Origin of the sequence: Desulfamplus magnetovallimortis, assembly GCF_900170035.1 — a bacterium.
GTDB lineage: Bacteria > Desulfobacterota > Desulfobacteria > Desulfobacterales > Desulfobacteraceae > Desulfamplus > Desulfamplus magnetovallimortis.
The window spans coordinates 27,108-41,830 of sequence record NZ_LT828562.1 but is presented as its reverse complement, the minus strand read 5'-3'; the positions used below and the strand labels follow the sequence as shown (position 1 = coordinate 41,830).

Here is a 14,723-nt window from a genome sequence, read left to right as displayed (position 1 = left end):
CCACAAGGATGATTTTATTTTGAAGTTATTAATTTGATATTTTAAGCTTTTTATTTTACCATGAAGTGTTCTTTCAAGGCTTTATTGTCGGGTAGAAAACGCTTTTAAACTTTGAATTCTCGGCATCCTTCATATCAACTACTCAAGGTCGACACCTATGATCTTGTAAGCCTTGTCAACACTGTCTGAATCAGGATTCCCAAGATTAACAAGATAAGGCAGGATTATCTATCCTGAGCATCCTATCCATCCTGGTTATCCTGGTTCAGACACCTGCAATAACTTATGAAAAAGCAATAAGATGTCGATTTTGAGTATCTATGCAAACAATAGAGAGGCAAAACATTATGCAGACCATTACCGAACACATGCAAGCAACTGAACTTCCACCGGATTTGCAGAAACGTTTCAGGGTTAAGCCTCAACAGTTTTTAAAAATTACGATTGAAGTGCAAAATTCACCGCCATATGATGTTCCTAAACAATATCCCGAAGATGAAAGACAACTTGTTAGAGAGGCTATGGCTGAAGCGGAAAAGGAAAAACAGGAAGAATTTGATAGAGAAGAAACCATTAAGGAATTTTTTGCACTACAAGATGAAATATCCGAGCACTTAAAAAAACAAGAATATAATGAAATTTAAAACTGTCCCTGATACCAATATCATCATCGCCACTCAATCAAAAAATCCTAAAAGCCCCAATAGAGAATATTTTGAACGTTGGCTTTATAATGATGAATTTGATTTATTGTATTCTGAGGATACGTTACTTGAATATTCTTTAAAACTTCGCCACAAAGGCTTTTCTAAAGAAAAGCGGAAAGCAATTATAAAAAATATTTCAAAGCTGGGATTTAGAATTTACATCGAATTTTTTCACCTTCGAGCTTACCCTGAAGATCCAGATGATGTCGTTTTTGTTTTGTGCGCTCAAAACGGCAACGCTACCCATCTTATCAGTTATGATAAACACATTCTGGATTTAAAATACCGGTCTGAGTTTGACTTTAAAATCTGCCAAATCATTGAGTTCTTGCAGGAACTCCGGGAAAGTCAAAATCATTGAAATAATTCAAAAACGGTTATTTGGGAAACTAAAGAAAAAAGTTTTTTGCTTCACTTGTTATGATTTCGTCAAATATCGATCATGCCCGTTTAATATGATTAATGGCTGACGCCATATAACCTGCACCAAAACCATTATCAATATTGACTACAGCTACGTTTGAGCTGCAAGAGTTGAGCATTCCTAAAAGAGCTGTCATGCCGCCAAAGCTTGTACCATATCCTACACTTGTGGGAACTGCAATGACAGGAGCACTAACCATGCCGGCAACTACGCTTGGAAGAGCTCCTTCCATGCCTGCAACCACAACAATCACAGAGGCAGCTTCTATCTCCTTTCTATGGGCAAAGAGGCGGTGAATTCCTGCAACTCCAACATCAAATATAGTGCTTACATCATTACCCATGGCTTTTGCCGTCAGAAATGCCTCTTTTGCCACAGGAATATCTGACGTGCCGGCAGAGATTATTAAAATTTTACCTGCTGTTCCGGATGTGGATGTTTCGGGAATGGATGTTTCGGGAGTGGATGTTTCGGGAGTGGATGTTTCGGGAGTGGATGTTTCGGGAGTGGATGTTTCAGGTATGGATGTTTCAGGAACAGCCGCAGCATCATGTTGTCTGGTCAATATAACCATTCTTGCATCCCTGTGAAAAACTGCAAGGGGAAAATAGGCGATAACAGCATCTGCTTTTTCAGAATCAATGCGAGTAACAAGGATAACCTTGGTTCCTGCATCTGCCATGGCTTTCATTATGCCGATGATCTGCTCAGAACTTTTACCTTCACCAAATATCACCTCCGGAAACCCCTTGCGGATTGCCCTGTGGTGGTCAACATGGGCATAATCCAGATCTTCAAAGGTCATGGCACTTCGCAGGGAGCTTTCTGCTGATTCGATGGAGATAGTTCCATCTGCAACTTTAAGGAGCATTTCTTTAATTTGCTGGGATTCATAATTATAGGAACTCCCCCCATGTTCCTTTTATTATTAAAGTGAAAGTCTAGTTTCAGGGAACATGGGGGTGTCTTTTTAAGATGGGGTTAATATCTGTAATGATCAGGCTTGAATGGCCCGTTGACAGGAACTCCGATATAGTCGGCCTGCTCCTGGCTCAGGCGTGTCAGTTTCACCCCAAGGGTTTCAAGATGGAGACGCGCAACCTCTTCATCCAGCTCCTTTGGAAGTGTATATACCTGTTTGTCAAGGTCTTCCTTTGCAAGCTTTATCTGGGCAAGTGTCTGGTTTGTGAAACTGTTGCTCATAACAAAACTTGGATGACCTGTGGCGCACCCAAGGTTAACAAGTCGTCCCTCAGCAAGTACAATTACTGATTTGCCAGATTCAAGAGTCCATTTATCCACCTGTGGTTTTATGGTTGTTTTTACATTGGAAGGGTTGCCTTCTAAGTATTGCATCTCTATTTCATTGTCAAAGTGGCCAATATTGCAGATAATGGCCTCATCCTTCATCTCGGCAATATGCTCACCTCTGATAACCTGGTAGTTGCCTGTTGCTGTGACAAAAATGTCACCCTGGGAAGCGGCATTTTCCATGGTAAGTACCTGATAACCTTCCATGGCAGCCTGAAGAGCGCATATGGGATCAATTTCCGTGATTATGACCCTTGCTCCATAACCTTTCATGGATGCAGCACACCCTTTGCCAACATCTCCATATCCTGCAACTACAACAACCTTGCCTGCAAGCATTATATCGGTTGCCCGCTTGATGCCGTCTGCAAGGGATTCCCTGCATCCATAAAGATTGTCAAACTTGGATTTGGTTACAGAGTCATTGACATTGATTGCAGGAAAAAGCAGTTCGTTTTTTGATGCCAGGTGATAGAGACGATGCACACCGGTTGTTGTCTCTTCAGAGACTCCACGTATGCCGGCTGCAATATCTGTCCATTTTGTAGGATTTTTCTCATAGGAGAACCTGAGTCTCTCCATGAGATATTTTTCATCAGGACTTTTAGTATCGTTATTAAGAATCGACGGATCTTTTTCAACTTTAACACCCATATGAACCATGAGTGTGGCATCTCCGCCATCATCCACAATAAGATCAGGGCCTGAGCCGTCTGGCCAGGTAAGAGCCTGTTCCGTGCACCACCAGAATTCCGGAAGTGTTTCGCCTTTCCAGGCAAATACGGCGGCTGTACCTTTTTCTGCAATGGCAGCCGCAGCATGGTCCTGGGTTGAAAATATGTTACATGTTGCCCAACGGATGTCTGCCCCAAGTTCATAAAGGGTGTCTATGAGCATTGCTGTCTGTATTGTCATGTGAAGGCTTCCCATTATCTTGAAGCCTTTGAGAGGTTTTTCCGTGCCATATTTTTTACGAACAGCCATAAGCCCCGGCATCTCCTTTTCAGAGAGCTGCATATCCTTGTGGCCGTCCATTGCAAGTGATATCTCCTTGACCTTGTATGGCAGGTCAAGATCAAGTTCTTTAAAAAGGGATGTGTTGTCTGTTTGAAACATTATATCTATTTTCCTTGAATTGCAGGGCATGATTCATGACCACTTAACAATTTCTGAAATCCAACTACATTTTTAAGGGTGTTACCCCCAAAAAAAGTGTAAAGTACTTTTGTGTGGATATGAAGGATGCCAATTGCAGTGATGTTTTTTAAATTACTTACAGACCTGCTTTGACCCTTATCTCGTCAGCTTTATCTGTATGTTCCCATGTAAAATCAGGGTCTTTTCTGCCAAAGTGACCGTAGGCCGATGTTTTACGGTAGATGGGACGCAAAAGATTCAGGGTTTTGATTATGCCGGCAGGTTTAAGATCAAATACCTCTCTTACGATTTCGGCAGCTTTTTTTTCGGAAATTTTTCCTGTTCCCATGAAATCCACAAGAAGAGAAACAGGTTCTGCAACACCTATTGCATATGCCACCTGAATCTCACATTTTCTTGCAATGCCTGAAGCCACCATGTTTTTGGCAATGTATCTGCCCATGTATGATGCACTTCTGTCAACTTTGGATGGATCCTTTCCGGAGAAGCATCCGCCGCCGTGACTGCCCTGACCGCCATATGTATCTACTATGATTTTTCTGCCGGTAAGGCCGCAGTCACCCATTGGACCACCAATGACAAATTTGCCAGTTGGATTAATGAAAAAGCGGGTATCTCCATCCATCATCTCGGCAGGAATAACCTTTTTGATGACCTCTTTTATTATAGCTTCTTTAAGATCATCGTGACTGATATCCGGTTTGTGCTGGGTGGAAACAACAACTGTGTCAACTCTGCTTGGAATACCGTCAACATATTCGATGGTGACCTGGGATTTTCCGTCAGGTCTTAAAAAGTCCAGTGCACCATTTTTTCTGACCTGTGCAAGTCTTTTTGTCAGTTTGTGTGCATAGCTTATGGGCATAGGCATTAACTCAGGGGTCTCATCAGTTGCAAATCCAAACATAAGCCCCTGATCGCCTGCCCCCTGCTCCTTGAACAGGCCTTTTCCCTCATCAACACCCTGGGCAATGTCAGCAGACTGATGGTCTATACTTGTGACCACAGAGCATGTTCGCCAGTCAAAACCCATGTCAGAGGAGTGGTATCCAATATCTCTTATGGTCTCTCTGACAATTTCCGGTATATCCACATAGCAGCTTGTGGTAATCTCTCCAGCAATCATGGCAAGACCGGTTGTAACAAGGGTTTCGCAGGCGACCCTGCATTTTGTGTCTTCTGCCATGATTGCATCAAGGATGCTGTCAGATATGGCATCGGCCACCTTATCAGGGTGACCTTCAGTTACGGATTCAGATGTAAACAGTGAGGTTCTGGGTTCTGTCATTTAGGTACTCCTTACATTAGCTGATGTATAATTGATCAAACTGCTGATCATTTTACATATTGTAAAAAAATGTTATTGTGTTTTTCGTGAGCTGTAAGTTGTCAAGTTGCATACTGCATATATATTTGCATACTGTTATATATTGTGGCATGGCAGAAAACTTATGACTGACGGATAATATTATTTTGTGCTTCAATATCGGGCATTCTTCATTATTACTTAACACTTTCTAAAACCAAACTATGTCTCTCAGGGTGTTCATCCCCCAAAAAAATGAAAAGTACTTTTGTGGGGATATGAAGGATGCCAATATCGGCATAATTTATGGCATTCCTGCTGTTTTGTCAACGAATGAGGCATTCAGGATTGATTTTAGAAATATTATGCTTAAAATTATGTTGATTATCTGGAATTTCCGACATTGAGCAGACTATATATAGTTTTTGACAATTAAAAATTACAATATATTGTGGTGTTTGTACATTCAACTTGTTTTCAGATACGCTAAATTGTATACCATGATAGCAAAATCACAATATCTTTAAATGTGCTTTAGACCCACACTTATAGCCTAAGTAATTGTTTTTAATTGTTAATCAATATATGGGAAAACATAAAATTGGTCTGCTCAATGTCGGATGTACTTCACGCATAAGCATAAATATCACTTTGAAGAGAAAGTTATTTATTTTTTTGTGTTCTATCAATAAACGCTTGAATCTTTTGATGTTGTTCTTCGGTAATATCTTTCTGGTATGCTTTAGCGTACATTGCAGCTAAATATATTGTTTTATCTTTGATAACAACATAGTAGATAATTCTAAAGCCTCCTCTTTTGCCTTTTCTTTGATCAATAGATCCGACACGGACTTTATAGACTCTTCCAGAAAAATTTTGTAATAAATCACCTTCAAAGATTCCTTGTTCAAGGTTATCTAATAGATCACTAAAATCCTTTTTTGCATTTGGATATTTCTTTGAAAGGTATTTAATATTACGATTAAAAAGAGGTGTAGTTAATATTTCATACATTTTATAAACTCTTCAATATATCCCGTGCCCTGGTTAATTTAATTTTACCTTCGGCATGGGAGGCTATTGACTCAAAAGATTCAATCAAGGCATCCCCTACATTTTCCATATCATAGTCATTGTCATCTTCATCTCTTACAATAATCGTAAGAATTTGTTTGGGTTTGATATTAAATTTTATCTGTAATTCAGGGGGAAAGTCTGACCCTTTAATATTTTTAATTATTTTTTGCATGTTTTACCTCAACCCCGCTTTAATTTTATTTTGCATCCTTAATTGCCTTTGCTGTTATTTTGTCAACTATATCAGGTATTAATAGCTTCATCCAGCGACCGATTTTACCTCTTAAAGAAGTTATCAATAATCTGTCACGTTTTATTACAGCGTCAATGATCAAGAATAAGATTTTTACAGGATTCAATATCTGTAATGTCAGTTGGAACTACAAGGGCTTTACCACCGATTGATTCTATTTCAGTTTTAAGTTCCTGTAATCTCGTTTTATTTCTTGCAGCAAGGACAAGCTTTGCTCCCTGTTCAGCAAACTTCATGGAAAGGGCACGTCCAATTCCTTCTGAAGCACCGGTCAATAAAACCACTTTTCCTTCAAATTTATTCATTAGTTTATATTCTTTCCTGTTATTTATTGAAAATTATACAGCACAGATAACAATTCCAAGGTTTTGGTATTCACATTTTTATTTTTAAGATCATCAGCCGATACCCATGCTGCATCATCGGCATCATCACCTGGAGTAATCTCTCCACATAAATATTCTGCATCCATATCCACAATCTAATAATGAAATTTAACGGCACCGTTTTCATCATACTCAATGAGTTCAAAAGAGTAAACAGGTTCACCAGCCTTGATTGTGATTCCGGTTTCTTCAAGTACCTCTCTTTGGGCAGCCAGTTTAAGGGTTTCCCCCAACTTAACCCTTCCTCCAGGGATTGCCCAGACACCTTTTGCCGGTGCTTTTCCTCTCTTAACCAGTAATACTTTCTGAGCTTTGAAGACAATTGCTCCAACTGCAAGGGTGGGTTGTTTTGGGTATCTGCTGCTTTGCATTGTGTTCCTCATATAATGGTGATTATAATATATTTAATCTCGATAAGTATATTTTTTTCATATAATTTTAAAGTCTTATCTATTAAAATGTGGCAGATATAATAACAATATTGACCATTTACTTGATATCCTTTAAGGTAGCTATTTACTGTTTCATGGAAATTTTTAAAGGATTTGGAGAACAATCACTAATCAAACTGTATTACAGCTACGGTTTCTATATTGCAAAAAAATAACTGATAGAGTGCTGGAAGTTCTTGGCTAATGATTTTTATATGAAAGTCTCGGTAACAGCCTGTTTTTAAAACGACTTTCATCTTTTCGATTGTGGCTATCATCAGCCATGTACGTTATACAAAAACACAGGCATAATTTATGGAACAATCTTCAAAATATGATGTTGAACTCTTACAAAGAAGAGTAGCACAGTTAGAGGAAGCAGAAAAAAGAAGAATCAATTCTGAAAAACGTGAGCAACATATCAAGCAGGTACTCTTATCAATACGCAATGTAAATCAAATTATATTGAGAGAAAATAATCCTGACAGGCTTATAGAATTGGTGTGCAGCACTTTAAAACATGACAGGGGTTACCATAATTCCTGGATTGCCTTAATTAATAGCTCAGACAACTCAGTTTACAAAACAGCTTATTCCGGTTTTAACAGTGAATTTAAGCTGATGGAAGAAAAACTGGCTGCCAATATATTCACTGAATGTATGACTAAATCCCTCTTGTCAGGTGAAACTGTAGTGATAGAAGAACCTCTTCTGGAGTGCAAAGATTGTCCTTTGGCTCAATACTATGGTGGACGTTCAGGTTTCAGTAGAAAAATTTCCTATGATAATTCTGTTTATGGAATAATTTCTGTATCAGTACCTTCATACTATGCCCATGATAAAGAAGAACTTAAGCTTTTTGGTGATCTTTCCAATAACTTGGGTTTTGCATTCAGCAAAATGGAAAAAGATAAGAAAATTCATAAGTTAAACTATGCCATACAAAGCATTCCCCATCCCATAGCACTCTTATCTGATAAATATGAGTACGAAACCGTAAACAGAACATATTGTGACTATTATAAAATACCGGAAAACAAAATTATTGGCCGTACACCAGAATACTTTTTTGGGAAAGAGATGTTCTATGATGTCATAAAGCCTGAGATTGATAAATGCCTTGCTGGAAATAAGGTTTATTATGAAAGAATAATAACATTTCCCCATGATGATAAAAAATGGATGGCAATGACCTATTTTCCAGATATTGATGAAGATGGAAAGATAACAGGTATCATTTCCAATGGTATAGATATAACTTCCCAAAAAAATACCGAAGAAGCTTTAAGGCAACGAAAGAACGAACTTAAACTTACTCTTGATGCTACAACAGATGCTATTTGGAGCTGGAATTTCAAGACCAATGAACTCTTTTTCAGCCCAAGGTATTATACAATGCTGGGCTACTCTCCCAATGCTTTTCCAGCAGATTATGAAAACTGGCTGAACCTTATACATCCTGAAGATCGGGAATCAGCGGTTGCAACTGCAACAAAATATTTGAAAACCAAACCGGATTTATACGAAAATGAATTTCGTTTAAAAACAGAGCAAGGCACATACCGATGGATACATGCAAAAGCCAGGGTTGCTGAAAGAGATAAAGATGGCAATGCTGTTTACATGATTGGTAATCATGAGGATATAACAGAACGTAAAAAAGCTGAACAAGAGAACTTAAAGTTGGAAAAACAGATTCAGCAAAGCCAAAAGATGGAAGCGATTGGAACTTTATCCGGCGGCATTGCCCATGATTTCAATAATATCCTGTTTCCTATAATGGGATATACAGAAATGATGCTGAATGATGTGGATGATGATAGTGATTTTAAAGAGAGCCTTAAACAAATATACTCAGCATCAATGAGAGCAAAAGAGTTGGTTCAACAAATATTAACATTTTCACGTCAGACAAACAGCGAATTACAGCTTATCCGGATGCAATATATTGCAAAAGAAGTTTTGAAGTTAATTCGACACTCAATACCAGCAACAATTGAAATTCGGCATAATATTAATTCAAAGTGCCCACCAATATATGCAGATCCGACCCAGATACACCAAATTATTATGAATCTCACCACAAACGCATACCATGCAATGGAAGATAGAGGCGGAGAGTTGTCTGTTGCTTTGCAAGATATTGATCTGTCTGATTCAGATATATTTGACCCTGACATGAAACCAGGCAAATACGCTTGTCTCTCTGTAGGAGATACAGGTACAGGAATCCCGAAGGAAATTAAGCACAAAATATTTGACCCTTTTTTCACAACAAAAAAAGAAGGAAAAGGGACAGGAATGGGACTTTCTGTTGTACATGGAATAATGAAAAATATCGGAGGTGGCATTTATGTTTATAGTGAACCAGGACAAGGAACTGAATTCAAGTTATATTTTCCTGTTGCAGAAGAGTATATAAAAGAAAATATACCACAAATAGACGGCTCAAAATTTATAATTGGAACTGAAAAAATTCTGCTTGTGGATGATGAGGAATTTATAATCGATATAGAAACAAAAATGTTAAATCGAATTGGATATCACGTCACATCTCGAACAAGTAGTATTGAAGCTTTGGAACTTTTTAAATCAGACCCGGATAGATTTGATTTAATAATATCAGATATGGCGATGCCCAAATTACCTGGAGATAAACTTGCCCGGGAGTTACTTAAAATTCGACCAGATATTCCAATTATACTATGCACAGGTTTTAGTGAAAAAATGTCAGATGAGAAAGCAAAACTTATGGGAATAAAGGGTTTTCTGTTAAAACCTGTGGTGATGACTGCTTTATCTAAAAAAATTAGAGAGGTGCTTGATTAAAAGAAATTTAAAAGAAAAGAAATAGCCCCAAGGGTGCTTTCAGAATCTCAGGGTGGATAAGTCTTCTAATCAATTATTTTACACTTTTTGAGTTTTGGGCAGATGATTTCTATGGCCTCTTCCTTGTAAAAAACCACAGTATGCTTGCCTTCCCCTAAATGAACTCGTTTATTCTTACTCATTTTTTTCATTTCTTCGACGGTGCTCTCAAAGAAATAAAGTTCCTCTCCACAGTCACACCTATAAGATGAAGGATATAGTTCAGTTGCCATCTATTTCTCCTTGATTAACATATTTTTATTTAAAGGCTATTCTTTGGCCAATTTTGCGTGGTCACATAAAATCAATGCCACTGTGAATGATAGGTGCTTTATGGGGCATGAATTAGCTGCTATTAAGTCATAATAGTAAAATAATTATAATAACGTGATATCATCCCCATAGCACCATAACTACTCCACTTCCCAATTTACTTACGCCTATTCTTCTTCTTGGAAGCCTTGGCCTGTTTCTTTTTCTTCTTTGATTGAGGTTTTTTGTTCTGCTGTGATTTCTTAGGTGCTGGGGCAGACAATGAAGCACTTGGAGAAACAGTTGTTGATGGAGCTTTTGGTTTTTCTTTGAAGCAGGCCCACCAGGACATACTTTTGTGAAGGTCATTTAAACTTCTCGCCTCGAAATCCTTTGTTAATTTTTCAAGACATTTTTCTTTACCGAGCTTTAATTCATCTTCAAAATCACTTAAATTAATTGACATAGTGTCAATCAATTCATTCTCATATGCTTGTTTGATTATATCCATAATTTCAATAGGATATAGATTACAGACACTATTGGCTAACATCCCCAAAAAAGCAGAAGAATCTTCGGCGTCATCTTCGGTGAATAGATTTTTATAAAAATCAAGAGTTTCCTCCCTGGAGGTATAACCAATTACAACAGCGTCGTTTAGAGCACGACTTGCAGAACTTCTACAGAAATCATCGGCATCTCGGTTTAAAATAAGAGCTTTTATTTGGTCAATTGAACCGCCACACGTATTCACTAAAATTCTTGGAAAATCTTCGGTCGTTGTATCTCCAAATAACTGGTGCGGAAGGTCAGTGGGCAAACTGAAAAGTTCCACTATTACTTTATGGGCTTTTGGTTCTTTGAGATACCCAAGCAACATGACAGCATACATTTGGTCAAATAAATCATCATTTTCGATATATTGATTTGGGTCGGCAAGAACATTTTCCAGGATCTTTATCAAGTGTGGTGTAATGTCCTCTTTTAATTCAATAGCAGCATCTATCTCTTCTCTTTTATACTTGCCATCAAACATCTTGAAGGCTTCCAGTATCTCTTTTATTTTCAGCTCTTTTTCTTCATGGTTCATATCTTGAATTTCCATAGGTGTTGTCCTTGATTTGGGTTCTCAGAAACAGAATTTGTTTGCTCTTTGAAGTGTCACCCACTGCTTTACATTTATTGTAGGCTATATGGATAAGACACTCTACTGGGGGTAATCATCGTTCAAGCACCACCCCAAATTTGTCGAAAAACTTTAACACTTTGCTATACGCATCAGTTATACTCTGAGCCTTGATTGAATGCTTTTCTGGCATATTAAAAGCGTAAGGATGAGGTGGAACAAATGACATTTCAAGAGATACAGGATACTTACCGCCATTCTTTATCTCTAATTTGGTGGAGTAATGAACCAAATCATATGCCCTGGGAACTACCCCATAGATTTCTTCTTTAGATTCGAAAAGGACTTTGTATTGTGCCATTATTCCTCATTTTCCTTTCCTATAATCCGCACGTTCCTTCAATTCTTTACCACACTTAAAAAATGGTAATCTCTTTGCAGGTATTTGTACCTTTTCACCGCTTTTAGGGTTCCTGCCAATGTATGGCTCATACTCCTTAATATAATAAGGAACAAAGCCCACGTATCTCCACACGGTCTCCTTCCGTTAGTGCCTTGGCCATCTCAGAAAAGAACGTCTCAACAACTACAGCAGCCTCATGTTTGGTAATCTTGGACTTCTGTTTAAGTGCCTGTATCAGTTCAAGTTTATTCAATATCGGTAGTCTCCATATAGGTTATCATTTTATGGAGAGTATCTGTATCTTTTTACTTATGTTTTTTCAAGTGTAGAGTCTTATCATTTTTTTTGGGTATAGAACTTTCCGCACACAAGTTGCTGAATTTTTATAGTATGCAGCGTCCAGACAAAAAGTTTAACCTACCTACCGTACACAGCGTCCAAATAGTTTTTCAATTTTATACTCCACGACGCCCATATTAGAAAAGTTTGATAGTAAATGGACGATGAAATGAGTGGAACTTTTTTACAGAAGCTTTCTGATATTTTTTAAAAAAAGTTGTATTTTATGATTCCATCAGTTAATGTTTTTTTTGAAGCTTTTGAAAACAATTTTCCCGCTGATTTGAGAGTCTTGCTGGACTGCCAATTGGGCTGACACTTTTTACCATAAAGATAAAGATGGTTGTGTTGTACTCAATACTATAAAATGAAATCTTGAATAATCAAGGAATCAAGACTAGGGCAAGTAGTCTTAAGTTTTATAGTTTGCCTCAGAATGTAGATAGGAGAAAGAGTTTCGGAGCAGAATTAATAATATTACAAAAAAGACAACAATATTCCATATTTTTGATTGAATATGAAGATCGCATGGAAAATTTACATCTATTAACACTGTTAACGATTAAAAACAATCTATGAAACAATCCGATAAAGATAAAATATCTGCTTTATGTAAAGAGCATAAAGCGATCGATTATAAATTCATTGATCCAAAAAGTGTAGTAGTTAGATACTGGCCAAGATTTAAATGTCAATACGGTTGTGGGGCTTATGGAAAAAACCTCTGTTGTCCTCCACACGCACCATCTCCTGATGATACCAAGAAAATCCTAGATGATTTTAGCCTTGGCCTACTGGTTCATTTCGGTGGCGACGTAAGGGTCACAAAAGCAATAGCATCAATTGAGCGAGAAGTCTTTCTTTTGAATTATTATAAGGCAATAAGCTTTGGGGCTGGTCCTTGCAGGTTGTGTAAAGAATGCAGTTTAACTGATTGTAAAATTCCAAAACTAGCAAGACCGTCCATGGAAGCTTGTGGAATCGATGTTTACGCTACAGCCCATAATAATGATTTGCCGATTCATGTTCTTACAAACAAAGAGCAGAGTGAAAATTGCTATGCTCTACTTTTAATTGAATAAAAATTTCGTTAACAACCGGCTCCACTCGGACCCCGCAAACAGCGCGGACCCGGTGAGCCGGAACGTTAAATGTACTGGCCATAGTGCTCTTATTGATTAAGAAAAAGCAATATCGATGGGTATTGATGCTTATGCGATGAAGCCGATTGTGACAAAAGAGATTTCAAAAACTATTCGGACAGTGTTGGATAGAAAGGAAGGTTCGACTCAAGATTAGATATCCTAGTCTTGACAAAACATTCTTGAAAAATTGTTCATGATATCATTAATATACTTGAATTACATTTTGAATGTGGAAGATAACTTACTGAATAAAGATGGAGATGAAAAATGGATAAGAAAAAGAGAGTTCATCTCATAATCAATGGAATGGTACAAGGGGTATGCTTCAGGATGGAGACCCAAAGAACTGCCAAGAGTGAAGGTGTGTTTGGATGGGTCAGAAATCTCAGTAACGGTGATGTCGAAGCCTTGCTTGAGGGAGATGAAGATGCAGTCAATGCCGTTATCCAGTGGTGTCATCAAGGCCCATCCTTTTCCAGAGTTGATGAAGTAATCATAGAAGATCAGGAATATCAAGGTGAATTTCAAGATTTCAAAATCACCTATTGATTCCCCGCTGAAGATAAATATGAATGACTGGCAGGTTTATTTATTAAGATGCAGTGATCAGACGCTTTATTGTGGAATTACAAACAATATTGACGCAAGATTGAAGACACACAATGCCGGTAAAGGTGCGAGATACACAAGAGGTCGTTTGCCAGTTGAAATTATTGAGACAAGTGAAAAAATGACAAGAAGTGATGCTCTGAAACTTGAACGGGTCATTAAAAAATTACCAAAAACAAGAAAAATATCAGCATTGATAGACAGTCGAATAAATCCAAATCAATTTTGATAACAATAAAGGAAATACCAGCATGGATAACACAAATCCAAAAAATCCCAAAGGTGCCGGTAAGAGCAGCTTTGAATTGATTGATTCCAATATACTTTTGAAAAATATCCCAATTAAAGAAGGAGCAGTTGTCCTTGATTTAGCCTGTGGAAAAGGAACATATTCTCTATATCTGTCCGATGTGGTTGGAGAAAAAGGACTGGTGTACGCTGTTGATCTATGGAAAGAAGGGATTCAGCTTCTGGGTGAGAAAATTGATCAAAAGAGCATCACCAACATCGTCCCTCTCATCGCTGATGCCACACAAGATATTGAAATTGATGAGTACAGCATTGATATCTGTTTGATGGCAACAGTCCTTCATGATTTTCATGAAATAGATAAAGCAGCTCATGTACTGAAAACAGTGAAGACTCTACTCCGACCCAATGGACATCTTGCCGTTATAGAATTTAAGAAAATTGATGGCCCACCGGGACCACCCATCAATATCAGATTATCTGAAGAAGAGACCGAAACACTGGTAACAAAGAATGGTTTCAAGAAAATCAAATCCATTGATATCGGTGAATACAACTACTTAATGACATTTCAACCTGAATAGAAAACATTCCATGCCTCAAGATATTCAAGCTGACCCGGAATTATTGATAGAACTTTCTCAAATGAAGATGCCATTTGGGAAATATAAGAATTTAC

General features: G+C 37.8%; 18 protein-coding genes and 1 pseudogene. 7 read left to right on the top strand and 12 right to left on the bottom strand.

The features are described from left to right. The first annotated feature begins 347 nt into the window (after positions 1 to 347). A complete protein-coding gene (locus MTBBW1_RS24480) occupies positions 348 to 644 on the top strand; it encodes a hypothetical protein (RefSeq protein ID WP_080808749.1) in 297 nt (98 codons plus the stop codon). Beyond that, the gene (locus MTBBW1_RS24475; RefSeq protein ID WP_080808747.1) at positions 634 to 1,068 is read left to right on the top strand and encodes a PIN domain-containing protein; all 435 of its coding nucleotides are present in this window, start codon (positions 634 to 636) and stop codon (positions 1,066 to 1,068) included. Before MTBBW1_RS24480 ends, MTBBW1_RS24475 begins: the two co-directional genes overlap by 11 nt. 79 nt (positions 1,069 to 1,147) lie before the next feature. Here MTBBW1_RS24475 and larB read toward each other — a convergent pair whose 3' ends face one another. From larB to MTBBW1_RS29815, 8 genes are all read right to left on the bottom strand, one after another. Next, entirely contained in the window at positions 1,148 to 2,002 is an 855-nt protein-coding gene (gene larB, locus MTBBW1_RS24470) for a nickel pincer cofactor biosynthesis protein LarB (protein ID WP_087881848.1), read from the bottom strand. Positions 2,003 to 2,112: 110 nt separating this feature from the next. Beyond that, positions 2,113 to 3,558 (bottom strand): adenosylhomocysteinase, encoded by a 1,446-nt coding sequence (ahcY, locus tag MTBBW1_RS24465; RefSeq protein WP_080808746.1) that lies wholly within the window; start codon positions 3,556 to 3,558, stop codon positions 2,113 to 2,115. Between the two features lie 157 nt (positions 3,559 to 3,715). Further along, on the bottom strand, positions 3,716 to 4,888 hold the full coding sequence (gene metK / locus MTBBW1_RS24460) for a methionine adenosyltransferase (RefSeq protein ID WP_080808743.1): 1,173 nt from the start codon (positions 4,886 to 4,888) through the stop codon (positions 3,716 to 3,718). A gap of 681 nt (positions 4,889 to 5,569) precedes the next feature. Next, complete coding sequence (locus tag MTBBW1_RS24455; protein ID WP_080808740.1) at positions 5,570 to 5,920, bottom strand: type II toxin-antitoxin system RelE/ParE family toxin; 351 nt, start codon at positions 5,918 to 5,920, stop codon at positions 5,570 to 5,572. Position 5,921: 1 nt separating this feature from the next. Beyond that, positions 5,922 to 6,155 (bottom strand): hypothetical protein, encoded by a 234-nt coding sequence (locus tag MTBBW1_RS24450; RefSeq protein ID WP_080808736.1) that lies wholly within the window; start codon positions 6,153 to 6,155, stop codon positions 5,922 to 5,924. A gap of 152 nt (positions 6,156 to 6,307) precedes the next feature. Then, positions 6,308 to 6,541 carry an SDR family NAD(P)-dependent oxidoreductase gene (locus MTBBW1_RS27550; RefSeq protein WP_087881847.1) on the bottom strand — a complete coding sequence of 78 codons (234 nt, stop codon included), beginning with the start codon at positions 6,539 to 6,541 and terminating at the stop codon, positions 6,308 to 6,310. A 23-nt stretch (positions 6,542 to 6,564) separates the two neighbouring features. Beyond that, complete coding sequence (locus MTBBW1_RS29820; RefSeq protein WP_245809550.1) at positions 6,565 to 6,708, bottom strand: NUDIX hydrolase; 144 nt, start codon at positions 6,706 to 6,708, stop codon at positions 6,565 to 6,567. 9 nt (positions 6,709 to 6,717) lie between these two features. Continuing rightward, complete coding sequence (locus MTBBW1_RS29815) at positions 6,718 to 6,993, bottom strand: NUDIX hydrolase (RefSeq protein ID WP_245809549.1); 276 nt, start codon at positions 6,991 to 6,993, stop codon at positions 6,718 to 6,720. 375 nt (positions 6,994 to 7,368) lie between these two features. On the opposite strand from MTBBW1_RS29815, the gene MTBBW1_RS24435 reads away from it, so the two are divergent. Continuing rightward, a complete protein-coding gene (locus MTBBW1_RS24435) occupies positions 7,369 to 9,882 on the top strand; it encodes a PAS domain-containing protein (RefSeq protein WP_080808733.1) in 2,514 nt (837 codons plus the stop codon). A gap of 65 nt (positions 9,883 to 9,947) precedes the next feature. Here MTBBW1_RS24435 and MTBBW1_RS24430 read toward each other — a convergent pair whose 3' ends face one another. The 4 genes and pseudogenes from MTBBW1_RS24430 to MTBBW1_RS24415 all read right to left on the bottom strand — a co-directional run bounded on the left by MTBBW1_RS24430 (position 9,948) and on the right by MTBBW1_RS24415 (position 11,955). Further along, positions 9,948 to 10,154, bottom strand: a complete 207-nt coding sequence (locus MTBBW1_RS24430) for a hypothetical protein (RefSeq protein WP_080808730.1) — start codon at positions 10,152 to 10,154, stop codon at positions 9,948 to 9,950. 197 nt (positions 10,155 to 10,351) lie between these two features. Then, on the bottom strand, positions 10,352 to 11,278 hold the full coding sequence (locus MTBBW1_RS24425; protein WP_080808727.1) for a DUF1186 domain-containing protein: 927 nt from the start codon (positions 11,276 to 11,278) through the stop codon (positions 10,352 to 10,354). Between the two features lie 115 nt (positions 11,279 to 11,393). After that, complete coding sequence (locus tag MTBBW1_RS24420) at positions 11,394 to 11,660, bottom strand: hypothetical protein (protein ID WP_080808724.1); 267 nt, start codon at positions 11,658 to 11,660, stop codon at positions 11,394 to 11,396. 6 nt (positions 11,661 to 11,666) lie between these two features. Beyond that, positions 11,667 to 11,955, bottom strand: a pseudogene (locus MTBBW1_RS24415) (HU family DNA-binding protein). A 661-nt stretch (positions 11,956 to 12,616) separates the two neighbouring features. Between MTBBW1_RS24415 and MTBBW1_RS24410 the strand changes: the two are divergent. The 4 genes from MTBBW1_RS24410 (at position 12,617) to MTBBW1_RS24395 (ending at position 14,628) form a co-directional block, all read left to right on the top strand. Continuing rightward, entirely contained in the window at positions 12,617 to 13,123 is a 507-nt protein-coding gene (locus MTBBW1_RS24410) for a DUF2284 domain-containing protein (RefSeq protein ID WP_080808721.1), read from the top strand. 330 nt (positions 13,124 to 13,453) lie between these two features. Next, the gene (locus MTBBW1_RS24405; RefSeq protein ID WP_080808718.1) at positions 13,454 to 13,735 is read left to right on the top strand and encodes an acylphosphatase; all 282 of its coding nucleotides are present in this window, start codon (positions 13,454 to 13,456) and stop codon (positions 13,733 to 13,735) included. A 19-nt stretch (positions 13,736 to 13,754) separates the two neighbouring features. After that, positions 13,755 to 14,024, top strand: a complete 270-nt coding sequence (locus tag MTBBW1_RS24400; RefSeq protein ID WP_080808825.1) for a GIY-YIG nuclease family protein — start codon at positions 13,755 to 13,757, stop codon at positions 14,022 to 14,024. Positions 14,025 to 14,046: 22 nt separating this feature from the next. Next, positions 14,047 to 14,628: a class I SAM-dependent methyltransferase gene (locus MTBBW1_RS24395; RefSeq protein ID WP_080808715.1), complete on the top strand. Its 582-nt coding sequence runs from the start codon at positions 14,047 to 14,049 to the stop codon at positions 14,626 to 14,628. The last annotated feature ends 95 nt before the right edge of the window (positions 14,629 to 14,723 follow it).

Bases quoted from the DNA above. Each gene is read 5' to 3' on its own strand.
- MTBBW1_RS24435 (WP_080808733.1), top strand. From the start codon at position 7,369: ATGGAACAATCTTCAAAATATGATGTTGAACTCTTACAAAGAAGAGTA.
- MTBBW1_RS24430 (WP_080808730.1), bottom strand. From the start codon at position 10,154: ATGGCAACTGAACTATATCCTTCATCTTATAGGTGTGACTGTGGAGAG.
- MTBBW1_RS24455 (WP_080808740.1), bottom strand. From the start codon at position 5,920: ATGTATGAAATATTAACTACACCTCTTTTTAATCGTAATATTAAATAC.
- MTBBW1_RS24400 (WP_080808825.1), top strand. From the start codon at position 13,755: ATGAATGACTGGCAGGTTTATTTATTAAGATGCAGTGATCAGACGCTT.
- MTBBW1_RS24475 (WP_080808747.1), top strand. From the start codon at position 634: ATGAAATTTAAAACTGTCCCTGATACCAATATCATCATCGCCACTCAA.
- larB (WP_087881848.1), bottom strand. From the start codon at position 2,002: ATGCTCCTTAAAGTTGCAGATGGAACTATCTCCATCGAATCAGCAGAA.
- MTBBW1_RS29815 (WP_245809549.1), bottom strand. From the start codon at position 6,993: ATGCAAAGCAGCAGATACCCAAAACAACCCACCCTTGCAGTTGGAGCA.
- MTBBW1_RS24480 (WP_080808749.1), top strand. From the start codon at position 348: ATGCAGACCATTACCGAACACATGCAAGCAACTGAACTTCCACCGGAT.
- MTBBW1_RS24405 (WP_080808718.1), top strand. From the start codon at position 13,454: ATGGATAAGAAAAAGAGAGTTCATCTCATAATCAATGGAATGGTACAA.
- MTBBW1_RS24410 (WP_080808721.1), top strand. From the start codon at position 12,617: ATGAAACAATCCGATAAAGATAAAATATCTGCTTTATGTAAAGAGCAT.
- MTBBW1_RS24420 (WP_080808724.1), bottom strand. From the start codon at position 11,660: ATGGCACAATACAAAGTCCTTTTCGAATCTAAAGAAGAAATCTATGGG.
- metK (WP_080808743.1), bottom strand. From the start codon at position 4,888: ATGACAGAACCCAGAACCTCACTGTTTACATCTGAATCCGTAACTGAA.
- MTBBW1_RS24425 (WP_080808727.1), bottom strand. From the start codon at position 11,278: ATGGAAATTCAAGATATGAACCATGAAGAAAAAGAGCTGAAAATAAAA.
- MTBBW1_RS24395 (WP_080808715.1), top strand. From the start codon at position 14,047: ATGGATAACACAAATCCAAAAAATCCCAAAGGTGCCGGTAAGAGCAGC.
- MTBBW1_RS27550 (WP_087881847.1), bottom strand. From the start codon at position 6,541: ATGAATAAATTTGAAGGAAAAGTGGTTTTATTGACCGGTGCTTCAGAA.
- MTBBW1_RS24450 (WP_080808736.1), bottom strand. From the start codon at position 6,155: ATGCAAAAAATAATTAAAAATATTAAAGGGTCAGACTTTCCCCCTGAA.
- ahcY (WP_080808746.1), bottom strand. From the start codon at position 3,558: ATGTTTCAAACAGACAACACATCCCTTTTTAAAGAACTTGATCTTGAC.
- MTBBW1_RS29820 (WP_245809550.1), bottom strand. From the start codon at position 6,708: ATGGATGCAGAATATTTATGTGGAGAGATTACTCCAGGTGATGATGCC.